Below are 16,721 nucleotides of genomic sequence, written 5' to 3'. Positions count from 1 at the left end.
AAAATCCTTATTTTTATCATTATGTATTGCCTTGATAAACAGTTTTAAGGCTTTACGCAACTTACATTTATTACTTAAAAATCTGGGTTCAAAATAATTTTGCTACCCGAATCAAAAGTTACATTGGCACACAATTATTTTTGATTATTTCGAAGGAAATTAAGAATTTTACAAATCCTGACCAACAGGAGTATTTTCTTAGCTACAATGAAAATAGATTGTATTGTAGCTAAGAAACCCAATCTAACAAATGCTATTATTACTCTAATTGTAGGTATTTTTTCGTTTCTTCATTCAATTGGCTTTGCCATTTTTGGTAAAAAGAAAGTTCAGATTTTGACTCACGGTATTCTTCGGGTGCCATGATTGGTACACCAAAAACAATAGGATATTGCCTTTTACAGTCAGGACAACTCATCAGTCCTTCGTGAATGTCGCCATTTTCTTTCTTTGTAAATACCTGAATATTTAAGTCAGATTTATCAAAAGGGCAACAAAGTTTCTGCAAAAAATTCTTAGTCATATCGTAATTTTTTTATTTCAGTAGTATATTTTTCAACTTCTTCTTTAGGATTCTGTGCATCCATGATAGCCGATACCAAAGCAATGCCAGTGAACTGGTTTTGCTTGAGCATTCGTAAAGTTTGATGATTGATTCCTCCAGCTAAAAAGATAGGATTCTTGAAAATCTCATTGGCTTTCTTGATAGTTTCGGGCATAACCAACTCACAACTATTGCTGGTTTTTGAATTAAACATAGAGCAGAAAGAAATATAATCTATCTTGTTTTGAGCTGCCCAATCAATATCATTTAAGTCATTTGAACAGGTTAATCCCCAAATTAAATCTGGTCGCAGCGACTGATAATATTGATTTGTTTCAGTAGGTTTATCTAAATGGATTCCTTCAAAATCCTCCATGTCGAGATAATCGAAAAGTTCATTCAGAATCAATGGAATACCTTTCGGTCTTGTTAGGTGATGGATTTCCTTGATAACAGCTTGTTTATCAGTTACTTCCGACCAATTGTTCCAAAGTTGCACAGCACAAATCCCGCCTTGTAAGGCTTGCTCAATTTTTGAACATAAAAGATTTATTTCCCTCGATGGGTCGGCAACTAAATACACGCCATCTTTGATTTGTTGTTTCATTTCCAACCATTTTTAAATGCTTCAAAAAATGCTGCCCAATAAGGGTCAGTTTCAAAATAAGGTAAATCAAAGATTCCTCCTTGTTCTATCAATTTACGACCATTTCCTTTCTCAACAAATTTCCCTATTACGGTGGCTTCAATATTATTTTCTCGCAGCTTAACTAAAACTAAAGGTTCAAACCCTTGTTTTACTGCCATTATCATAGACCCCGCACCAATACAATAACGTGGGTCAATGTTAAACAAACCACATACTTTTTGCTCAACTTCAGTTTTATTCAACATCGAATCATCAATCAAAACACCCAAGTTACTTGCTACTGCCATCTCAAAAACTGCCCCTAAAACCCCACCTTCGGTAACATCGTGCATGGCATTCACTGCTCTTTCAGTTTGGTTGATTTGATTGATTACCTTAGCTTCTTTCAATACAGATGTTTGATAAAAAAGTCCTTTGGCTAATTCGGCAACTTCTTTGCCGAGCTTATTTTCAACTGTTTCAGGAAAACACATTGCCAAAATCGCCACTGATGACATGGCACATTGTTTAGTCATGATAATAGCATCGCCCGATTGTGCATTTTTTGAAACCAAAATACTGTCTTTCGGTCCAATAGTAATCATTGTTCCACCACCCGAAATGGTCGAGTTTTGGCCCTTAATTACACCTGTATGTCCGCCCGTAATAGCTACCCCAATCTCTTTACAATAGCGGTCGATATGTCTCCAATATTCTCTAAATTGTTTATCGCTAATGGTAGGAGGCAAATTCAAGACCGTTTGAAGATACAGAGGCATTAAACTTGTAGTAGCGATGTCATTCGCCAATAAATGCACCGACAGCCACGCTGATTCTTCCAGTCCAAGGCTTGGAATAAGACTTAGCGGGTCGCTTGTGAGTGCCATTGACATTATTGCATTTAGCTCAATAACAGCCACATCAACGCCAAAACTTGGCCCAACCTTTACTTCGTTTCTATGAAAGCCACTCTTTGGAAGAATCACTTGTTTGAAATACTCTTCGTCAATTTTTCCTGATTTTAGCATCGTCAAACATCATTAAATTTTACAAATAAGCCAAAGAAGTCGCCATAAGGAACGTGCCACTGCTGCACTGGAAACCATGCAGGAAGCCCTGTGGTTTGCCAAATAATTGTGTAATCTCTTCCTTTCAATGCTTCATTAATTTTGCCAATAAGCATGCTTGGCGTATAAAAAGTAGCTGTTACATAAAACGGGTTTTTACCAAAAACTTCTTGAATTCTTCTTCTGACAACCTTCGGAGAATTGCGGTTCATCATGCCAAAAGCAATGCCATATTTACCCACTCTTGCCGCTTCTCTGATGACTTTTACGGGGTCTTTATAATACTCAAAAGTGGTGATAAATGCCAAAGAATCGAAAGTGTGGTCTTTGAAAGGCATAAAATGGGAGTCAGCCCAAACCAAATCACCACCAAATAAATGTACAGCTTGCCCCAACATAAATGGCGAAATATCACCACCTGATGCTTCAATGTCAATGTCTTTCCACCATCGAGTAAAACGCCCTGTACCACAACCAAACTCTAATAATGTTTTGATTTTCGGCTCGGTTTGCACAAGCTGTTGCATGATTTTTTTCTGCCATACTTCGGCACGTTTGTATCGACCTTCATACCAAAGCTCATAAGAGTCGGTATGTTCACGATTAAAAAACCATTCTTTTCGACCTTGCCAATTTCTTAAATCACCTTGAACAAGGCTTTTGTCGCTGCTTTTCTGTAATTCTTCCATTAAGTATATAAAAAAAAGACCTCATTGCTATTAGAATAGAAATGAGGTCGCAAAACCAATAGAAAAGATAGAGTTTCCTGTCTTTCAATTATTTTGACTCCTACATTCCTACGCTGGTATTAGCCAGTTCAGGTTCTCGGGTATCATCTCAGCCTTTTACAGCACCCCGTGTATGAATAATATGTTACAAAACTAACTACAAATCCTCATTAATAAAAGTCTGTTAAACTATAAATAGTCATTTACTCACAATCGTTTAAATCTGTTGAGTGGTAAAGAAAATCGCCCAAATTATTTACTTAATTTTTATTCAATGTCAAATCAGAATTTTGTCAATCTTATATTTCTCAGAATAAAACCAACCTTTCTTGAAAAAATTACATAGCTTATAACTCAAAGTCTATTTACACAAACACTTCTTTTTCATAAATGCCTCAAAATCAACACATTAGAACTATCATACAATGATCATCTCTTAGAGTTTTTTCAAAACCCTCCTAAAAAAAATACAAATTATTTAACATTTGTTTGACAATACAAAATATTAGTCGTACTTTTGCACTTGTATTAAAAAAGGCACATCCGTATTGGAGCCTCTGCGTCAATAAAATCGTTTCAAAGAGTTTTTCTCTTTCATTCAATTTCCTTTCAGGGCAGCAACGGATGGTTCTCATCGTTCGCTTTATCATTTTTTTTCGGCTATCGGGGCAATCCACGGTTTTGCGTGAGGACGACAGTGACGTTCCGACTAAAACATTTTATCCTTAATGGAACCAGTAAAATTTTCTGACCTTCCGGTCTCAGAGTACATCCTTCGTGCAGTTGAAGAAATGGGTTTTGAATTCACAACTCCTATCCAAGCTCAAGCTATTCCCGTTGTAATGCGTGGTGGCGACTTTATCGGTCAAGCACAAACAGGAACAGGCAAAACTGCCGCTTTTGGTATTCCTGCCATCGAATCAGTTGATGTCGATAGTAAAAGTACTCAAGTATTAGTAATGTGTCCAACTCGTGAGTTGGCTCTTCAAGTAAAAGAACAAATTCAAAAATTAGCAAAGTATAAAAAAGGCTTAAACGTAGCTGCCATTTATGGTGGAGAATCGTATGAACGTCAGTTTTTGGCTTTGAAAAAAGGCTCACAAATTGTGGTAGGTACACCTGGTCGTATCATGGACCACATCGACCGCAAGACCTTGATATTGAGTGACATTAAATTAGCGATTTTGGATGAAGCTGATGAGATGCTAAATATGGGTTTCAGAGAAGATATTGAAAAAATCTTATCTTTTGCTCCAACTGAGCGTCAAACAGTATTATTCTCGGCAACAATGTCGCCAGAAATTCTTTCAATTGCGAAACGCTTCCAGAAAAACCCTGAGATTGTTCGTACTTTGAAAACCGAAGTTTCAAATGCAAACATTGAGCAATTCTATTTCTCAGTACGTAGAGAAGCTAAAATGGAAGTAATGACTCGTTTGATTGACGTGCATAGCTTGAAATTGATGTTGGTTTTTGCCAATACAAAATCGAAAGTTGATGAAATCGTAAGTGATTTACAGATTCGTGGCTACGCTGCCGAAGGTTTACACGGCGATATGCGTCAGCAAGTACGTACACAAGTAATGAGTAAATTTCGTGCAGGAACAACCAGTATTTTGGTTGCCACTGACGTAGCAGCTCGTGGAATTGATGTATCGGGTGTTGATGCAGTATTTAATTATGATGTACCACAAGATTTAGAATATTACGTTCACCGTATTGGTCGTACTGGCCGTGCAGGAAAAACTGGAAAAGCATTTATGTTTATTTCAGCACGTGATAGAGGAGCTTTGCGTAATATCGAAAACTATACAAAAGCGAAGATTGAGCAAGGAACAATTCCTACTTATGCTGAAATGGTAAATACTCGTCACCAACGTTTTGTTGACCAAATAAAAGAAACCCTTACAGCAGGTGTTGATGCTTCTTTCGACGGAATTATTGCTCAATTGAGCGAAGAAGGTATCTCTGATGCTCAGATAATGTCGGCTTTAATCAAAATGCAAATAGGTGCTGTGAAAAGCGAATTCTCAGATAATCAATTATCGGATAGCTTCCGTGAGCCAAGAGGCAACGACAGAGATTCAAGATTTGGTGGAAATAGTAGAGATTCAAGACCATCTCCAGCTTACGGTCGTAGAGAAGGTGGAAGCAGTTTTGGTGGAAGCCGTGATGGTGGAAGTCGTGATGGTGGTCGCCGTGAAGACGGTTTCAATCGTGAAGGTGCTCCAGGTGGATTTAACCGTGAAGGTGCAAGTGGAAGCAGAGATTTTGCACCACGTGAGCGTCGTTTTGAACCAAGAGAAAGACGTGAAAGCGGTTCATTGCCCGCAGGTACTCGTGGCTCAGGAAATGCAGACATGGTTCGTTTGTTTTTGAGCTTAGGTCGCAAAGATAACGTTGCTCCAAACCATATTGTTGGTGCGATTACTTCAGAAACCAGCATTGCAGGTCGTGCGATTGGACAAATTGATATCTATGATAAATTTAGTTTTGTTGAAATTCCACAAGCAGACGTAAAACGTGTGTTAGACGGAATGCAAGGCAAAACTATCAATGCTCGCCAAGTGAGCATGGAAGTTGCTAAGTAATATTTAACGGGCGGCGTTCCGCTCGAAAAATTGATATATTAAAAAAGCGAAGTGAAAGTTTTTCAAGACTTTTACTTCGCTTTTTTTGTAGAAAACAAATTTTCAATCCTCTTTCAAACCAAAAATTCGCTCAGGTGCTTTGGTATCAGCTTCGTAAAAAGCTGGTGGTGAGAGGTTTGTAAAATCTTTGTAATCTTTCACTAAATGTTGATAGTCATAATATCCGCAATTAACAGCGATTGTTAACCAATCTAAATTTGGGTGAACATTTTTTAGTCTAAATGCTTTTTCAAATCGCACAATTCGGTCAAAAACTTTGGGGCTAATGCCCATCCGCTCCGTAAATTTTCGATGGAATTGTCGTGGACTCAAGCAAGCTTGGTCGGCGAGTTTGTCAATTGAAATAGATTGATTTTGCCATAAAATCAGCTGGCTTACTTGGTCGATGCCATGCGATTCTCGTTTAGATCGCTGCACAATTTTTTCTAAAAATGCCTCGGCAACCATAATGGCTTTTTCTACCTCATCAGTATTGCACATTTGTTCATAAGCTTGGCGTATTTCTCCGCCCCAAACTGCTTCTGCATCAATAAATGTATTGGTAAGTTCGTAAGAGGGAATTCCCGTCAGGCGAAATAATGCCCCTGGTTGTAAGACAATTTGTAATGCCCAAAAATCACGGGCAATATACCGATTAGTAACAATGGTATGTTGCCCATTTAACGTACATTTTGGGTGAGTTTGGAGGGCGGAACTATCGAGATAACTTATTTTTTGTTGGTCTCTGAGCAAAAAAATAAGGCAATGCTCTGGGCGAGGTGAGTAAGCTTTGAATGGTAAAGCTTCCATCGCCCCAAACACAAAACGGATAATTTGGTGCTTTCGGACATACGGACGTAAAGCTGGGCTGGGCAAAACATCTCTGAGTATCATCTTATTTCAAACTAAGTGGTGGTCCAATTACTTTCATCCCATGAGCAGCGTGTATTTTGTTCATTTCTACCATCGTTGGCCTTTCTTTGAGGTTATTCATTGTCAAGAAAAACTCCTCCATTTTGCCCGCAGGTTGCAAAAAATAGGTAAGTTTACCTCTATCGCTCAACTGTATCCAAGTATGGGGAATTTGTCGAGGCAGAAAAATAGTATCACCCGCACGGAGCGTTTCTTGCTTTTCGCCCACTTGGAACAGATATTCACCTTCAACTACATTAAAAATCTCGTCTTGGTCGAAATGCAAATGTAGAGAAGGACCAACCTTCTGCGTACCAATGTACTCAAAAACAGCTAATTGTCCATCAGTATCTTTGCCAGATATTTTAACATCGTTGGGGTTTACGCCCATAAATGGCGTATGAATGCCAAAGCGAGCTTCGCCAGCTTTTACTATAAAAGATTTTGAGGCCGATTTAGCATTAGCTCTCAGAGCGGTACTTGCCAATGCTAAGACCACCGACGAGTTGGTTAAAAATTTTCTACGTTGCATAAATGTAATTGGTTTAGATTGAAAATCAATTGTTTATGCAAAACTATGAGGTATTTTTATGGCTTTAGTGGTACAAATCGGACATTTATATGATATAAATTAAAGCAATTCTATACACAAAACTTGTTTAACTATTGTTTATTCATTTTGGAAATTAAGTTTCTTTCATATACGAATAGATTCAACGTAAAATTTTTGACGAATTTTCTTTAAATGGCAAAATCATAGTTGAATTTAAGAAAAAACATCTAAATTTATTATTGATATTCATTTTTGTAAATAGTTCTTTTGTAAGTTGAAGGTAATAGCAGAGAAACAATAAACAAATAATTCTATGAAAAAGCATATTTTATCGGTCGGTATCAAGCTTTTGATATTTTTATTAATTTCAGCTTTTACTTTTGGACAATCTTCGACCATAATTGAGCCAAATGGTAATACCGGTATTTTTTCAAAAAACAGTTCAACAGTTTTAGATGACCCAGGAATTATTTCGATACCAGTAAGTGGTTCGGGAACACGACTTATGTGGATACCTGCTAAAAGTGCTTTTAGGGTTGGAACGGTAAATGGTAATGTTTGGGATGATTCAAATATTGGGACATGGTCATTTGCATCAGGTACCAGTACCCATGCCAGTGGAAAAGCAAGCACAGCAATGGGTATTCTTTCCTCAGCAAGTGGTGATTATAGTACCGCTATTGGTTTTCAAACAGAGGCCACCGGTTTGGCTACTATTGCCATGGGATGGCAAACCCATGCGTGGAATAGGTATTCTTTTTCTTCAGGGTTTAATACTTATGCAAGCGGTTATTATTCTACTGCAATGGGAAACTATACAATAGCCAGAGGGGCATCTACTTTAGCTATTGGTCAGTTCAATGACCCTATATCAACATCTGCCGAAAATATTTCGACTCCAACAACGCCTTTTTTTATTATTGGGAATGGAACATCGGAAGCTGTAAGAAACAATGCCTTTGTTATTTTAAAAAATGGCAATGCTTCAATCAGCGGATTTACAAAGTTGGGAGAAGAAACTGAAGTTCCAAAAATAAAAATGAAAAAATTAACGGGTATTAGTCAAGCTACACAAGGTACTTGGACAAATGTTGCACATAATTTAACTCAATCTAAAATTCTTTCTGTTGATATTATTATGTCAATCCCTGCCTTTGTTAATCTACCACCGAACTATACTTTTCAGGCAGGTTATGAATACCAATATCAGATTTCAAATACAAATATTGTAGTCATCAATACTACAACAAATAGTGCCAATATTTTAAGTAAGAATTTTACGATTTTGATTACTTATGAGGAATAATTTGAATAAAAATTAATCTTTATAAACAAAAGAACTAAAAATGCCACGCTTCAATAGATTTGTGGCATTTTAATACATCTAAAAAACCTTACTTCTGCTTATAAATCTTGCCTTCTTTCATTACCAATACCACATTCATCATAGCTTTGGCATCTTGCAAAGGGTCGCCATCAATAGCAACAATATCTGCCAATTTACCTTTTTCTATCGAGCCAAGGTCGGTTTTCATACCCAAAATTTCGGCATTTACAATCGTTGCCGATTTGATAGCTTCCATCATAGGCATACCACCTTCCACCATGTACATAAATTCTTTGGCATTATAGCCGTGCGGAAAAACACCTGCATCAGTTCCAAATGCGACTTTTACACCTGCTTTATAGGCTTTTGCAAAAGTAATGGCAGTCTGTTTTCCAGTTTCTAATATTTTTGGTACAACCAATGGATGATAATAGCCCGGCACTTTTACCGAATCTAAAACAGATTTACCTGCAATGATTGTAGGCACATAATAAGTGCCATATTTTTTAAATAATTCAATCGCTTCATCGTCCATAAAACTTCCGTGTTCGATAGTCGTAACGCCCGCACGAATCGCACGTTTCATACCCTCTGCTCCGTGGGCGTGAGCAGCCACAATAAATCCATAATCTTTGGCTGTCGAAACAATGGCTTCGATTTCACTTTCAGTAAATTGTGGACCTTTGCCATTTTTGGCAACGCTCAAAACGCCACCTGTTGCCGTAATTTTTATACAATCAGCCCCATCTTTATATCGCTGACGCACTGCCTGACGACCTTCTTCTGGGCTATTTACCACACCATCTAATGACTCATCTGGCATTGTGTATTTTGAACTAATGCCATTACTTGGGTCTCCATGCCCACCAGTAGTAGCGATGGTTTTGCCTGAAGTGAAAATTCTTGGACCAACTACTAAACCTTTGTTGATAGCATTACGGAGTGAGATATTTACGCCACTTCCTCCGCAATCACGTACAGTCGTAAAACCAGCCATTAGCGTTGTGTTAGCGTGTTTTTGAGCTTCAAAGGCGATATCTGCCATGTTATAACTCATGCGTTTGAGGTATTGGTCTTTGCTGGTTTCACTTTCGATATGCACGTGCATATCAATCCAACCTGGGGTAACGGTCTTGGTTTTCATATCGACCACTTTGTCGGTAGCTTGGGCAATAGCATATCCACTTTGCACATCAGTAATTCGGTTTTTCTCGACAATGATTGTCATTTGGTTTTTTGGCGAATTGCTAATGCCATCAATCAAAGTGCCACAATGGATAAGTGTTCGTTGGGCAAAAGAAGCCATTGAAAGCCCCATTGAAAGAGCCAAAAGGTAAGTTTTTTTCATTAATGATTTTAGTTTGAGGGGTGGTTAGAAAACCTGCAAAGTTTTATTTGAACCTTACAGGTTTTAGGGGGGATTTTAATTTTTCGGCACTAAAACACCATTTGCTTCGAAGGCAAGTTCAGTTTTTGCATCAGTGATTTTTGCAATTTCATCTTTGCTTTTTCCTGCATCTTCAGCATAGTGGCGAAGTTCTTCTACTGAAGTTGTTTTGGTTTTTGCATTGCCTTCAAAAACGATAGTTTTGCCTGCAATATCTTTCGGCACAAAAAATCCATAATCTTTGAAAGTTACACGCATAGTTTGTCCATCATTCATTTTGACTTTCATCCAACAACCTTTTGCTTGGCAAACTGATTCGACAACGCCTGTAACTTTGGCATCTACTGCTGTTTTTCCAGTAGTTTTTTGAGCTAATTCGAGTGTAGAAATTGCTCCATTTGGTTTAATTTTTTCGCCAAAACTATCATACTTTTGACCAAAAGAGATGTTTACAGCAAAAATAATTGCGAGAAGTGTTACTATTTTTTTCATTTTGTTGATATAAATTTAATTGTGAATGATAGAATAAAAAATACATATTGAATGCTCTAAATAGAATAAATTATTGCGTAACCCTTATTCGTTCTAACATTTAAATATACATAATTAGTTTACCACCGTAACCCAACCTTTGCAATTTACTCCTGTGGGGGTGGTTAAAATATAATAATAAGTTGCTGCTGAAATATCTTTCCCCCAGTCGTTTTGATAATCTTTTGATAAGAAAATCTGCTTCCCGTAGCGGTTATAAATTTCGACTGTTGCATTTTTAAAACCTATTACAAAGTTATCATTTTTTCCGTCATTATTTGGAGTAATCACATTAGGAACTTTTCCATCATTTTCTGGAATATCTATGCTTTTGGTGATAGATAATTCACAACCTATTTTGTTATACGCTTTCAGCATAACGTTGTATGCACCTCCTCTTGAAAAACGATAGTTTTCAGGAACAGTAGTTTTTAAAGAATCAGTATTTCCCAAATTCCAAGTAAAGGTGCTGGCATTGGTGGTTTTGTTAGTAAAAACAAGTTGATAAGGCTTATCGCAGTCTTGCGTTATTTTATAATCGAAATCAGGTTTGAAGGTATTATCAATTGTAACTGTTACGGTTCTTATGGGTTTACAACCGTCAGGATATTCTCCTCGTACAGTATAAGTACTTGTCTGTAAGGGCTTTACAATGATTTGTATTGCCGACGTATCTTTTATATTTGGTCCTGACCATATAAATTTCGTAGCTTTTCCTGTAACCATAAGAGTTGCACTTTGTCCTGCACAAATTTCTTTTCCTGTATTTACGATAAAATCAGCTTTGTTGTCTTCTACTTTTATTGTGATGTCTTTATTGACCGAACAACCTTCTTTTTCAATCAAAACTGAATATTTTGTGGTAGTTTTTGGTTTTGCAATTGGATTTGAAATACTCGTACTACTCAAATCCGATGCGGGTGACCATGTGTATTTATCACCACCTTCGGCGAGTAATTGCACGGGCGAATCGGGACAAACCAAAGTATCTCGGCTGGTTTTTGCAACGAAACCTTTAACCAGTATTTTCTTCACCGTCGAATCTGTCGTGCGGCACGTAATTTTATTGAAAATACGCATTTTCACTGTGTATTCACCTGGCGTAGTAAAATTAAAAACAATGTCTTTCGTGCGAGAAACAACAGTACCATTAAACTCCCATTCGTAAGTTCTTGCTCCTATACTTAGGTTATTAAAATTGACTTTGGCAGGGGCACAAACTTCAGTAATCACTCGATTTGCTTCGTTTTTTATTTCAAAATCAGCTCGTAAGGCATCGATACTAAACTTAAATGCCGCCATATTGCAGTTGGTACTTTGGTGTTTTGAGTAAGCATTTTTGGTTGGAAAAGTAGCAATTATCTGCCCTTGACGTGGTAAACACGAACAAGCAGTATGATAAATAATGCCATTTTTATCAAAACGACAGGTGCCTCCATCTAAGTGGTCGCCCACTTCTCCCGCAGGAGTTGGAGGTGCTTCCGAGCCAAAATAAGTAGCATAAAGTAATGATTTTGCTCCTTTTTCGAGAATCATGAAGTAATAGTTGCTACCTGTGGTAGTATTTTGGTAAGCATCAGATGTAAGTGGTAAGCCAGTTGTAGTACTATTTCGATTGAGGTTTCGGGTAACGGCCGAGTTTACTTTTCCACCCCAACCAGACAGGTAAATATTACCACAGTCATTGACTAAAAAAGCAGTTGGAACAATATCAATTTTGCCACCTCCCCTACCTGTACCTACGACTGTTGAAAAAATAGTTTTGGTCAAATCTTTATCGAAACTATGAACAAACTGTCCACTTTTAGCATTTCGGTAAACATCATCCGACACTGGATAATCGCCTTGGGTTAGTCCAAAAACATAAACATTTTCTGCTTTGTCAATATCCATCAAAAAATTCACATCTGCTTCACTTGTTCCAACATAAGTTATTTGTTCGATGGCATAATCAACATTAAATTTAGCCACAAATCCATCACCACTTCCAGCATACGTTTTTTGAAAAGCTCCGTTTTTTACAGCCATATTTGCACTGAAAGTTTGTCCGCAAACATAGGTTTTCCCTGCATCTGTCACCTTGATTCCATAAGCTGCGTCAAAATTATTTCCACCTAAATAAGTACTCCAAAGTAGCTGTGAGCAAGTTCGGTTTAGTTTGCAAACCACGCCATCAAAACCAGTTCCTTTCACACCTTGCGATTGCTTTACCAAAGGAAAATCAGTAGAAGCGGTAATAGACGCAAAGTAAATGTTGTCGTTTTTATCGACCACTACTTCACCTCTAAACTCATCACCGTAGTTTTTAATAGTCAAGGCACGGGTATCATTAAAACCATCATTTGCTTTGCCGCCGATGTATGAACTTCCAACTAAATTTTTGCCATCAGTACTGAGAACTGCCACAAAAATATCGGTGCCACGCTCGAAGCCAATACCCGTAAAGTTGGGGTCTTGGTCTGGTCCTGAAGTAGAAGAAAAAATACCAATTAGACTTCCACCAGCAAATGTACGCTGGTATGAAGAAGTATTTGTCGGAAAATTGGTGGAGGAAGTTGTACCAAAAATGACCAATTCACCTTTTGAATTAGCCACTAAACTATGCGGTACTTCGGAGGCATTTCCACCCAAAAAGGTTGAATAAAGTAATTGCGAGCCATCGGAGCTGAATTTCATAATCACGACGTCTGTAATACCATAACCAGCTAAATTCTCACTTCCGGTTGAGTTTGTTGAGCTGCCCTTTACTTGAAACGAGCCATTGACAACAGGGAAATCTCCGCCAAAAACAGAGCCTCCAGCATACAAATTCCCATCGGCATCATAAGTGGCAGTTTGGGCCCAATTGTCTGACTTTGACCCAGAATAAGTTGAAAAAACCAATTCAGGGTCAATCACTAAAGGTTGTTTTTTATCATAATTTTCAGGGAATTCAAATTGAACCTCATTATTTTTTACTCGAAAATTTGACTTTATATCAATCGTTTTTCCATTGAGAACTTGAAACGAATACGGCTCAAATTCTTTCACAACATTGACCGAAGTTTTGTAGATAAGTTGTTGATTATCAATACTTAATTTTTCTAATCCTATATATTTCATTCTGATTTTTGAGGCATCAGCTTGAGGTTTAACAATATATTCGTACTTCAAAGATTGGTCATAACTATATAATTTAAAGTCAATATTTGGGTAAATATCTCGCAAATAAATCTCGTCGAAAGCTACCACACCGCTTTTCCACTTGGAAGGGTCATTCCCAATAAAATAATTATAGGTAGCTTGGTTTTGAGAGGCTGTTTCTATTTTAGGCGAAAGGTTTGCCTCTTCAAAAGTCATTTCGTAAGCATGACCTTTGATGGGTTCGATGCTTTTTCGGCCAGATTTTGCATCTAAGCTTCCTGCATGAATAGCTGATAAAGCCTCTGTATCAAAGAAAACATATTGGATTCCCGTATTTTTGACTAATAAATATCCTCCCGAAATTTCGGCACGAAAACGAACTGAGACTTCCCATTGCCCTTCGTTTCTGATAAACTTTACTGAAGGTTTTGGAGCAGCAGTGATGGTTAGGGATGAAATCAGGAAAATAAATAAGTATAAATATTTCATTTTTGGTCTATAAATGTGGTAATGTAACTTCAAAAACACTTCCTTTTCCTTCTTCACTTTGTACTTCGATTTTACCCTGGTGCATATCAATTATTCGTCGGCACACAGATAATCCTATGCCGTGTCCACGAAATTTCGAGGCATTTTGTGTACGATAAAATGGCTCGAAAATCTTACTTAATTCACTTGTGGGAATACCAATTCCATTATCTTTTACTGCTACGATACACAACTTATTATTAAAACGAATTTTTACCTCTGCTTGGTGTTCAGAAGAGTATTTACAAGCATTATCAATCAAATTTGTAAAAACCGTTAGTAATAAAGCTTCATTTCCATTGACTGTTACCCATTCATCATCATCAGGGATATCATCAAAATCTATCAAAATATTATATTCTGTATTTTGACTTGAAACTTCTTCTTGGGCTTTAAACAATAGCTCGTCTATTCTTGTTGGTTTCAAAACCAAACTATTATCACGATTCTCAGACTTTGCCAATTGCAAAAGCCCATTTGTCAATTGTATAAGCCTTTGATTATCGGTCAATAAGGAGCGTAAAATACTTTTATACTCATCTATTGAACGGTTATTTTCTAAAGCAATTTGTATTTCCGATTTGATAGCGGCTAATGGCGTTCGAAGTTCATGCGAGGCATTTGAAACAAAGCTTTTTTGGAGTTCAAATGACTTTTCTAAACGCTCTAACATCTGATTGAAGTTAATTGCCAATTGGGCAATTTCATCTTTATTATTTCCGGTATTTAGTTTCTGTTTAAGATTATATGCCGTAATATTCGTAATTTCCTTGTTGATGTCAGCAATAGGTTTGAGAGATTGTCCCGCAAAAATTATTCCAAGAAAAACAGTCAAAAAAATTCCTATTAAAAAACTAATAATTAATGTGTTACGAATATTTTTCAACTTTTCTTTTCCATAAGTATCGCTTGCTGAAGCAACAACAACGTAAGGTTCTTTTATGTCATCGGTGTACATTGTACCGATTACTTGATTCTCCCAATCGCTGGTTTCAACATATCTTTGTTTACGAACTTGGTTCAAAAAATCGGGACTAAACAAAATCGAATCGGCTTCGTAACTGGCATAAACCAATTCATCTTTTTTGTTAAACATCAATACTTTTTCGATATTCAATTTTGTCAAGAAAGTTCTATTTACATCTCGTAGTTTTTTCTTGTCTTTTTCGGTAATTTTCAATTCTTTCAAAAGTCCAGCAGTCAATACAGCTCGGTCGTTGAGGCGATTGTAAAATTCTTGCTTCCGAAAATTTTCGGACGTATAATAAATTGCTAATGAAAATATAATCAAAATTACCGCAATGATTATCGTAAACTGTATCGCTATTTTAGTACGTATTTGCATGAAAATATTGAGTAAAGCGGAACGCCGTCTATTGGTGAGTTATTGAATATGTGAATATTTTTTTGACATTTTTTGTATCTTCGACCGAAATTTAAGAAACAATTAACAAATCTTTATGCAAATTCATGTAATTGATGCTGGACATTTCAAATTAGACGGCGGAGCGATGTTTGGCGTAGTACCAAAAACGATTTGGAATAAACAAATGCCTGCCGATGAAAATAACCTTTGCAGTTGGGCAATGCGTTGCTTGTTGATTGACACTGGCAAGCAATTGATTTTGGTTGATAGCGGAATGGGCAATAAACAAGATGCTCGTTGGCAAGGTTTTTATTTCCGACATGGTGAAGGCGATTTGATAACTTCTATCAAAAAAGCCGGTTATTCGCCTACCGAAATTACTGACGTACTTTCAACGCATCTGCATTTCGACCATTGTGGTGGAGCTGTGCAATGGAATTCGGCAAAGGATAAATTGGAACTTACTTTCATGAATGCAAAGTATTGGACACATTCGGCACATTGGGAGTCAGCGATGCTGCCAAATTTAAGAGAAAAAGCTACTTTTTTGAAAGAAAACATTATGCCAATGCAAGAAACAGGTGCTTTGCATTTTGTTGATAAAACCGAAAATCCTTTTGGGGAAAATATAGACCTGCTTTACGCCGACGGGCATACCAAAAAGATGATTATGCCTAAAATAAAGCTTGGAGACAAAACTTATTTGTTTATTGCCGATACGATTCCATCGCACTCACATATTCCTGTGCCTTATGTGATGGGCTACGATATACGACCGCTACAAACAATGACCGAAAAAGAAGCTTTATTGAAACAAGCGGCCGAAAACAATTGGATTATTGTTTTCGACCACGACCCAACGCACGAAGCAGCCAGCATTCACCTAACTGAAAAAGGCTATCGTGTGGCTGATTTTGTTACGCTCTAAAAAAATCAACCCTTTCCGTTTTATAATGAAAACAATGATTTTGGAGTTAAAAAACTGCCTAAAAATACTTGTTGTGAAGCAAGTTCTTTACAGGAGGCTCATAAAATTACTGTTTAGTAAATATTCTACCGAAAACTTAATTTGTTTATTCATATTTGTAAATTCTATTTCATGTGAAGGCAATAATATTCATAATCATTAATTTTTTAGCTATTTATTGGGTTTCTGCCCAAAACAAAGCTATTGAAAATGACTCATTGCTTCACTATAAAACTCTTTTCAAAAATCCACACAATAAAACGATTCAAAAAGCTGAAGCCTTAAAAAAGATTGTTGTTTTTTACTTCGATAATCAAATCCAAAGCGATTCACTCAATAAATACTGCGATTTATATATCCAATTTACTGTTCAAAATAAACTAAATGAATCAATTTTAGATGCTTATTATCGAAAAGTGAATGTTTTGAG

14 protein-coding genes and 1 riboswitch are annotated in these 16,721 nt (G+C 36.9%); of the genes, 4 read left to right on the top strand and 10 right to left on the bottom strand.

Annotated features, from left to right (window positions below; translation table 11 throughout):
* Positions 1-259: 259 nt before the first annotated feature.
* The 4 genes from ACH2CJ_RS08140 to ACH2CJ_RS08125 are packed head-to-tail and all read right to left on the bottom strand — an operon-like array spanning position 260 to position 2,928.
* Positions 260-523, bottom strand: a complete 264-nt coding sequence (locus ACH2CJ_RS08140; protein ID WP_394991957.1) for a Trm112 family protein — start codon at positions 521-523, stop codon at positions 260-262.
* Positions 516-1,151, bottom strand: a complete 636-nt coding sequence (locus tag ACH2CJ_RS08135) for a thiamine phosphate synthase (RefSeq protein WP_394991955.1) — start codon at positions 1,149-1,151, stop codon at positions 516-518. Before ACH2CJ_RS08135 ends, ACH2CJ_RS08140 begins: the two co-directional genes overlap by 8 nt.
* Positions 1,148-2,200, bottom strand: coding sequence for an AIR synthase family protein (locus ACH2CJ_RS08130; protein ID WP_394991954.1), 1,053 nt, complete (start codon positions 2,198-2,200; stop codon positions 1,148-1,150). The genes ACH2CJ_RS08135 and ACH2CJ_RS08130 overlap by 4 nt, the downstream gene beginning before the upstream one ends.
* Positions 2,201-2,202: 2 nt before the next feature.
* Complete coding sequence (locus tag ACH2CJ_RS08125) at positions 2,203-2,928, bottom strand: class I SAM-dependent methyltransferase (protein ID WP_394991952.1); 726 nt, start codon at positions 2,926-2,928, stop codon at positions 2,203-2,205.
* An 88-nt stretch (positions 2,929-3,016) separates the two neighbouring features.
* Positions 3,017-3,107: riboswitch (TPP riboswitch) on the bottom strand.
* A 588-nt stretch (positions 3,108-3,695) separates the two neighbouring features.
* Between ACH2CJ_RS08125 and ACH2CJ_RS08120 the strand changes: the two genes are divergently transcribed.
* A complete protein-coding gene (locus tag ACH2CJ_RS08120; protein ID WP_394991950.1) occupies positions 3,696-5,558 on the top strand; it encodes a DEAD/DEAH box helicase in 1,863 nt (620 codons plus the stop codon).
* A gap of 102 nt (positions 5,559-5,660) precedes the next feature.
* Here the strand turns inward: ACH2CJ_RS08120 and ACH2CJ_RS08115 are convergent, their stop codons facing one another.
* Both ACH2CJ_RS08115 and ACH2CJ_RS08110 read right to left on the bottom strand, forming a co-directional pair.
* Positions 5,661-6,491 (bottom strand): AraC family transcriptional regulator, encoded by an 831-nt coding sequence (locus ACH2CJ_RS08115; RefSeq protein WP_394991948.1) that lies wholly within the window; start codon positions 6,489-6,491, stop codon positions 5,661-5,663.
* 1 nt (position 6,492) lies between these two features.
* Positions 6,493-7,041, bottom strand: coding sequence for a cupin domain-containing protein (locus tag ACH2CJ_RS08110; RefSeq protein ID WP_394991947.1), 549 nt, complete (start codon positions 7,039-7,041; stop codon positions 6,493-6,495).
* A gap of 334 nt (positions 7,042-7,375) precedes the next feature.
* Here ACH2CJ_RS08110 and ACH2CJ_RS08105 point away from each other — a divergent pair, with 334 nt between their 5' ends.
* On the top strand, positions 7,376-8,368 hold the full coding sequence (locus ACH2CJ_RS08105; protein WP_394991945.1) for a hypothetical protein: 993 nt from the start codon (positions 7,376-7,378) through the stop codon (positions 8,366-8,368).
* A gap of 88 nt (positions 8,369-8,456) precedes the next feature.
* Here the strand turns inward: ACH2CJ_RS08105 and ACH2CJ_RS08100 are convergent, their stop codons facing one another.
* The 4 genes from ACH2CJ_RS08100 to ACH2CJ_RS08085 form a co-directional block, all read right to left on the bottom strand.
* Positions 8,457-9,737, bottom strand: a complete 1,281-nt coding sequence (locus ACH2CJ_RS08100; protein WP_394991943.1) for an amidohydrolase family protein — start codon at positions 9,735-9,737, stop codon at positions 8,457-8,459.
* 75 nt (positions 9,738-9,812) lie between these two features.
* Complete coding sequence (locus tag ACH2CJ_RS08095; RefSeq protein ID WP_394991942.1) at positions 9,813-10,268, bottom strand: DUF4920 domain-containing protein; 456 nt, start codon at positions 10,266-10,268, stop codon at positions 9,813-9,815.
* Between the two features lie 114 nt (positions 10,269-10,382).
* Entirely contained in the window at positions 10,383-13,919 is a 3,537-nt protein-coding gene (locus ACH2CJ_RS08090) for a gliding motility-associated C-terminal domain-containing protein (RefSeq protein WP_394991940.1), read from the bottom strand.
* 7 nt (positions 13,920-13,926) lie between these two features.
* Positions 13,927-15,303, bottom strand: coding sequence for an ATP-binding protein (locus ACH2CJ_RS08085; protein WP_394991939.1), 1,377 nt, complete (start codon positions 15,301-15,303; stop codon positions 13,927-13,929).
* 115 nt (positions 15,304-15,418) lie between these two features.
* On the opposite strand from ACH2CJ_RS08085, the gene ACH2CJ_RS08080 reads away from it, so the two are divergent.
* On the top strand, positions 15,419-16,252 hold the full coding sequence (locus ACH2CJ_RS08080; protein ID WP_394991937.1) for an MBL fold metallo-hydrolase: 834 nt from the start codon (positions 15,419-15,421) through the stop codon (positions 16,250-16,252).
* Between the two features lie 173 nt (positions 16,253-16,425).
* Positions 16,426-16,721 (top strand): hypothetical protein (locus ACH2CJ_RS08075; protein ID WP_394991936.1); only part of this gene is annotated, 296 nt, incomplete at its 3' end.

It is taken from the genome of Emticicia sp. (assembly GCF_043780375.1).
In the GTDB taxonomy this organism is placed as follows: Bacteria; Bacteroidota; Bacteroidia; order Cytophagales; family Spirosomataceae; genus Emticicia.
This window is presented reverse-complemented; position numbering and strand designations above follow the sequence as displayed.

Excerpts from the sequence above, each read along its gene's own strand:
- ACH2CJ_RS08140 (WP_394991957.1), bottom strand. The coding sequence starts at position 523 with ATGACTAAGAATTTTTTGCAGAAACTTTGTTGCCCTTTTGATAAATCT.
- ACH2CJ_RS08135 (WP_394991955.1), bottom strand. The coding sequence starts at position 1,151 with ATGAAACAACAAATCAAAGATGGCGTGTATTTAGTTGCCGACCCATCG.
- ACH2CJ_RS08130 (WP_394991954.1), bottom strand. The coding sequence starts at position 2,200 with ATGCTAAAATCAGGAAAAATTGACGAAGAGTATTTCAAACAAGTGATT.
- ACH2CJ_RS08125 (WP_394991952.1), bottom strand. The coding sequence starts at position 2,928 with ATGGAAGAATTACAGAAAAGCAGCGACAAAAGCCTTGTTCAAGGTGAT.
- ACH2CJ_RS08120 (WP_394991950.1), top strand. The coding sequence starts at position 3,696 with ATGGAACCAGTAAAATTTTCTGACCTTCCGGTCTCAGAGTACATCCTT.
- ACH2CJ_RS08115 (WP_394991948.1), bottom strand. The coding sequence starts at position 6,491 with ATGATACTCAGAGATGTTTTGCCCAGCCCAGCTTTACGTCCGTATGTC.
- ACH2CJ_RS08110 (WP_394991947.1), bottom strand. The coding sequence starts at position 7,041 with ATGCAACGTAGAAAATTTTTAACCAACTCGTCGGTGGTCTTAGCATTG.
- ACH2CJ_RS08105 (WP_394991945.1), top strand. The coding sequence starts at position 7,376 with ATGAAAAAGCATATTTTATCGGTCGGTATCAAGCTTTTGATATTTTTA.
- ACH2CJ_RS08100 (WP_394991943.1), bottom strand. The coding sequence starts at position 9,737 with ATGAAAAAAACTTACCTTTTGGCTCTTTCAATGGGGCTTTCAATGGCT.
- ACH2CJ_RS08095 (WP_394991942.1), bottom strand. The coding sequence starts at position 10,268 with ATGAAAAAAATAGTAACACTTCTCGCAATTATTTTTGCTGTAAACATC.
- ACH2CJ_RS08090 (WP_394991940.1), bottom strand. The coding sequence starts at position 13,919 with ATGAAATATTTATACTTATTTATTTTCCTGATTTCATCCCTAACCATC.
- ACH2CJ_RS08085 (WP_394991939.1), bottom strand. The coding sequence starts at position 15,303 with ATGCAAATACGTACTAAAATAGCGATACAGTTTACGATAATCATTGCG.
- ACH2CJ_RS08080 (WP_394991937.1), top strand. The coding sequence starts at position 15,419 with ATGCAAATTCATGTAATTGATGCTGGACATTTCAAATTAGACGGCGGA.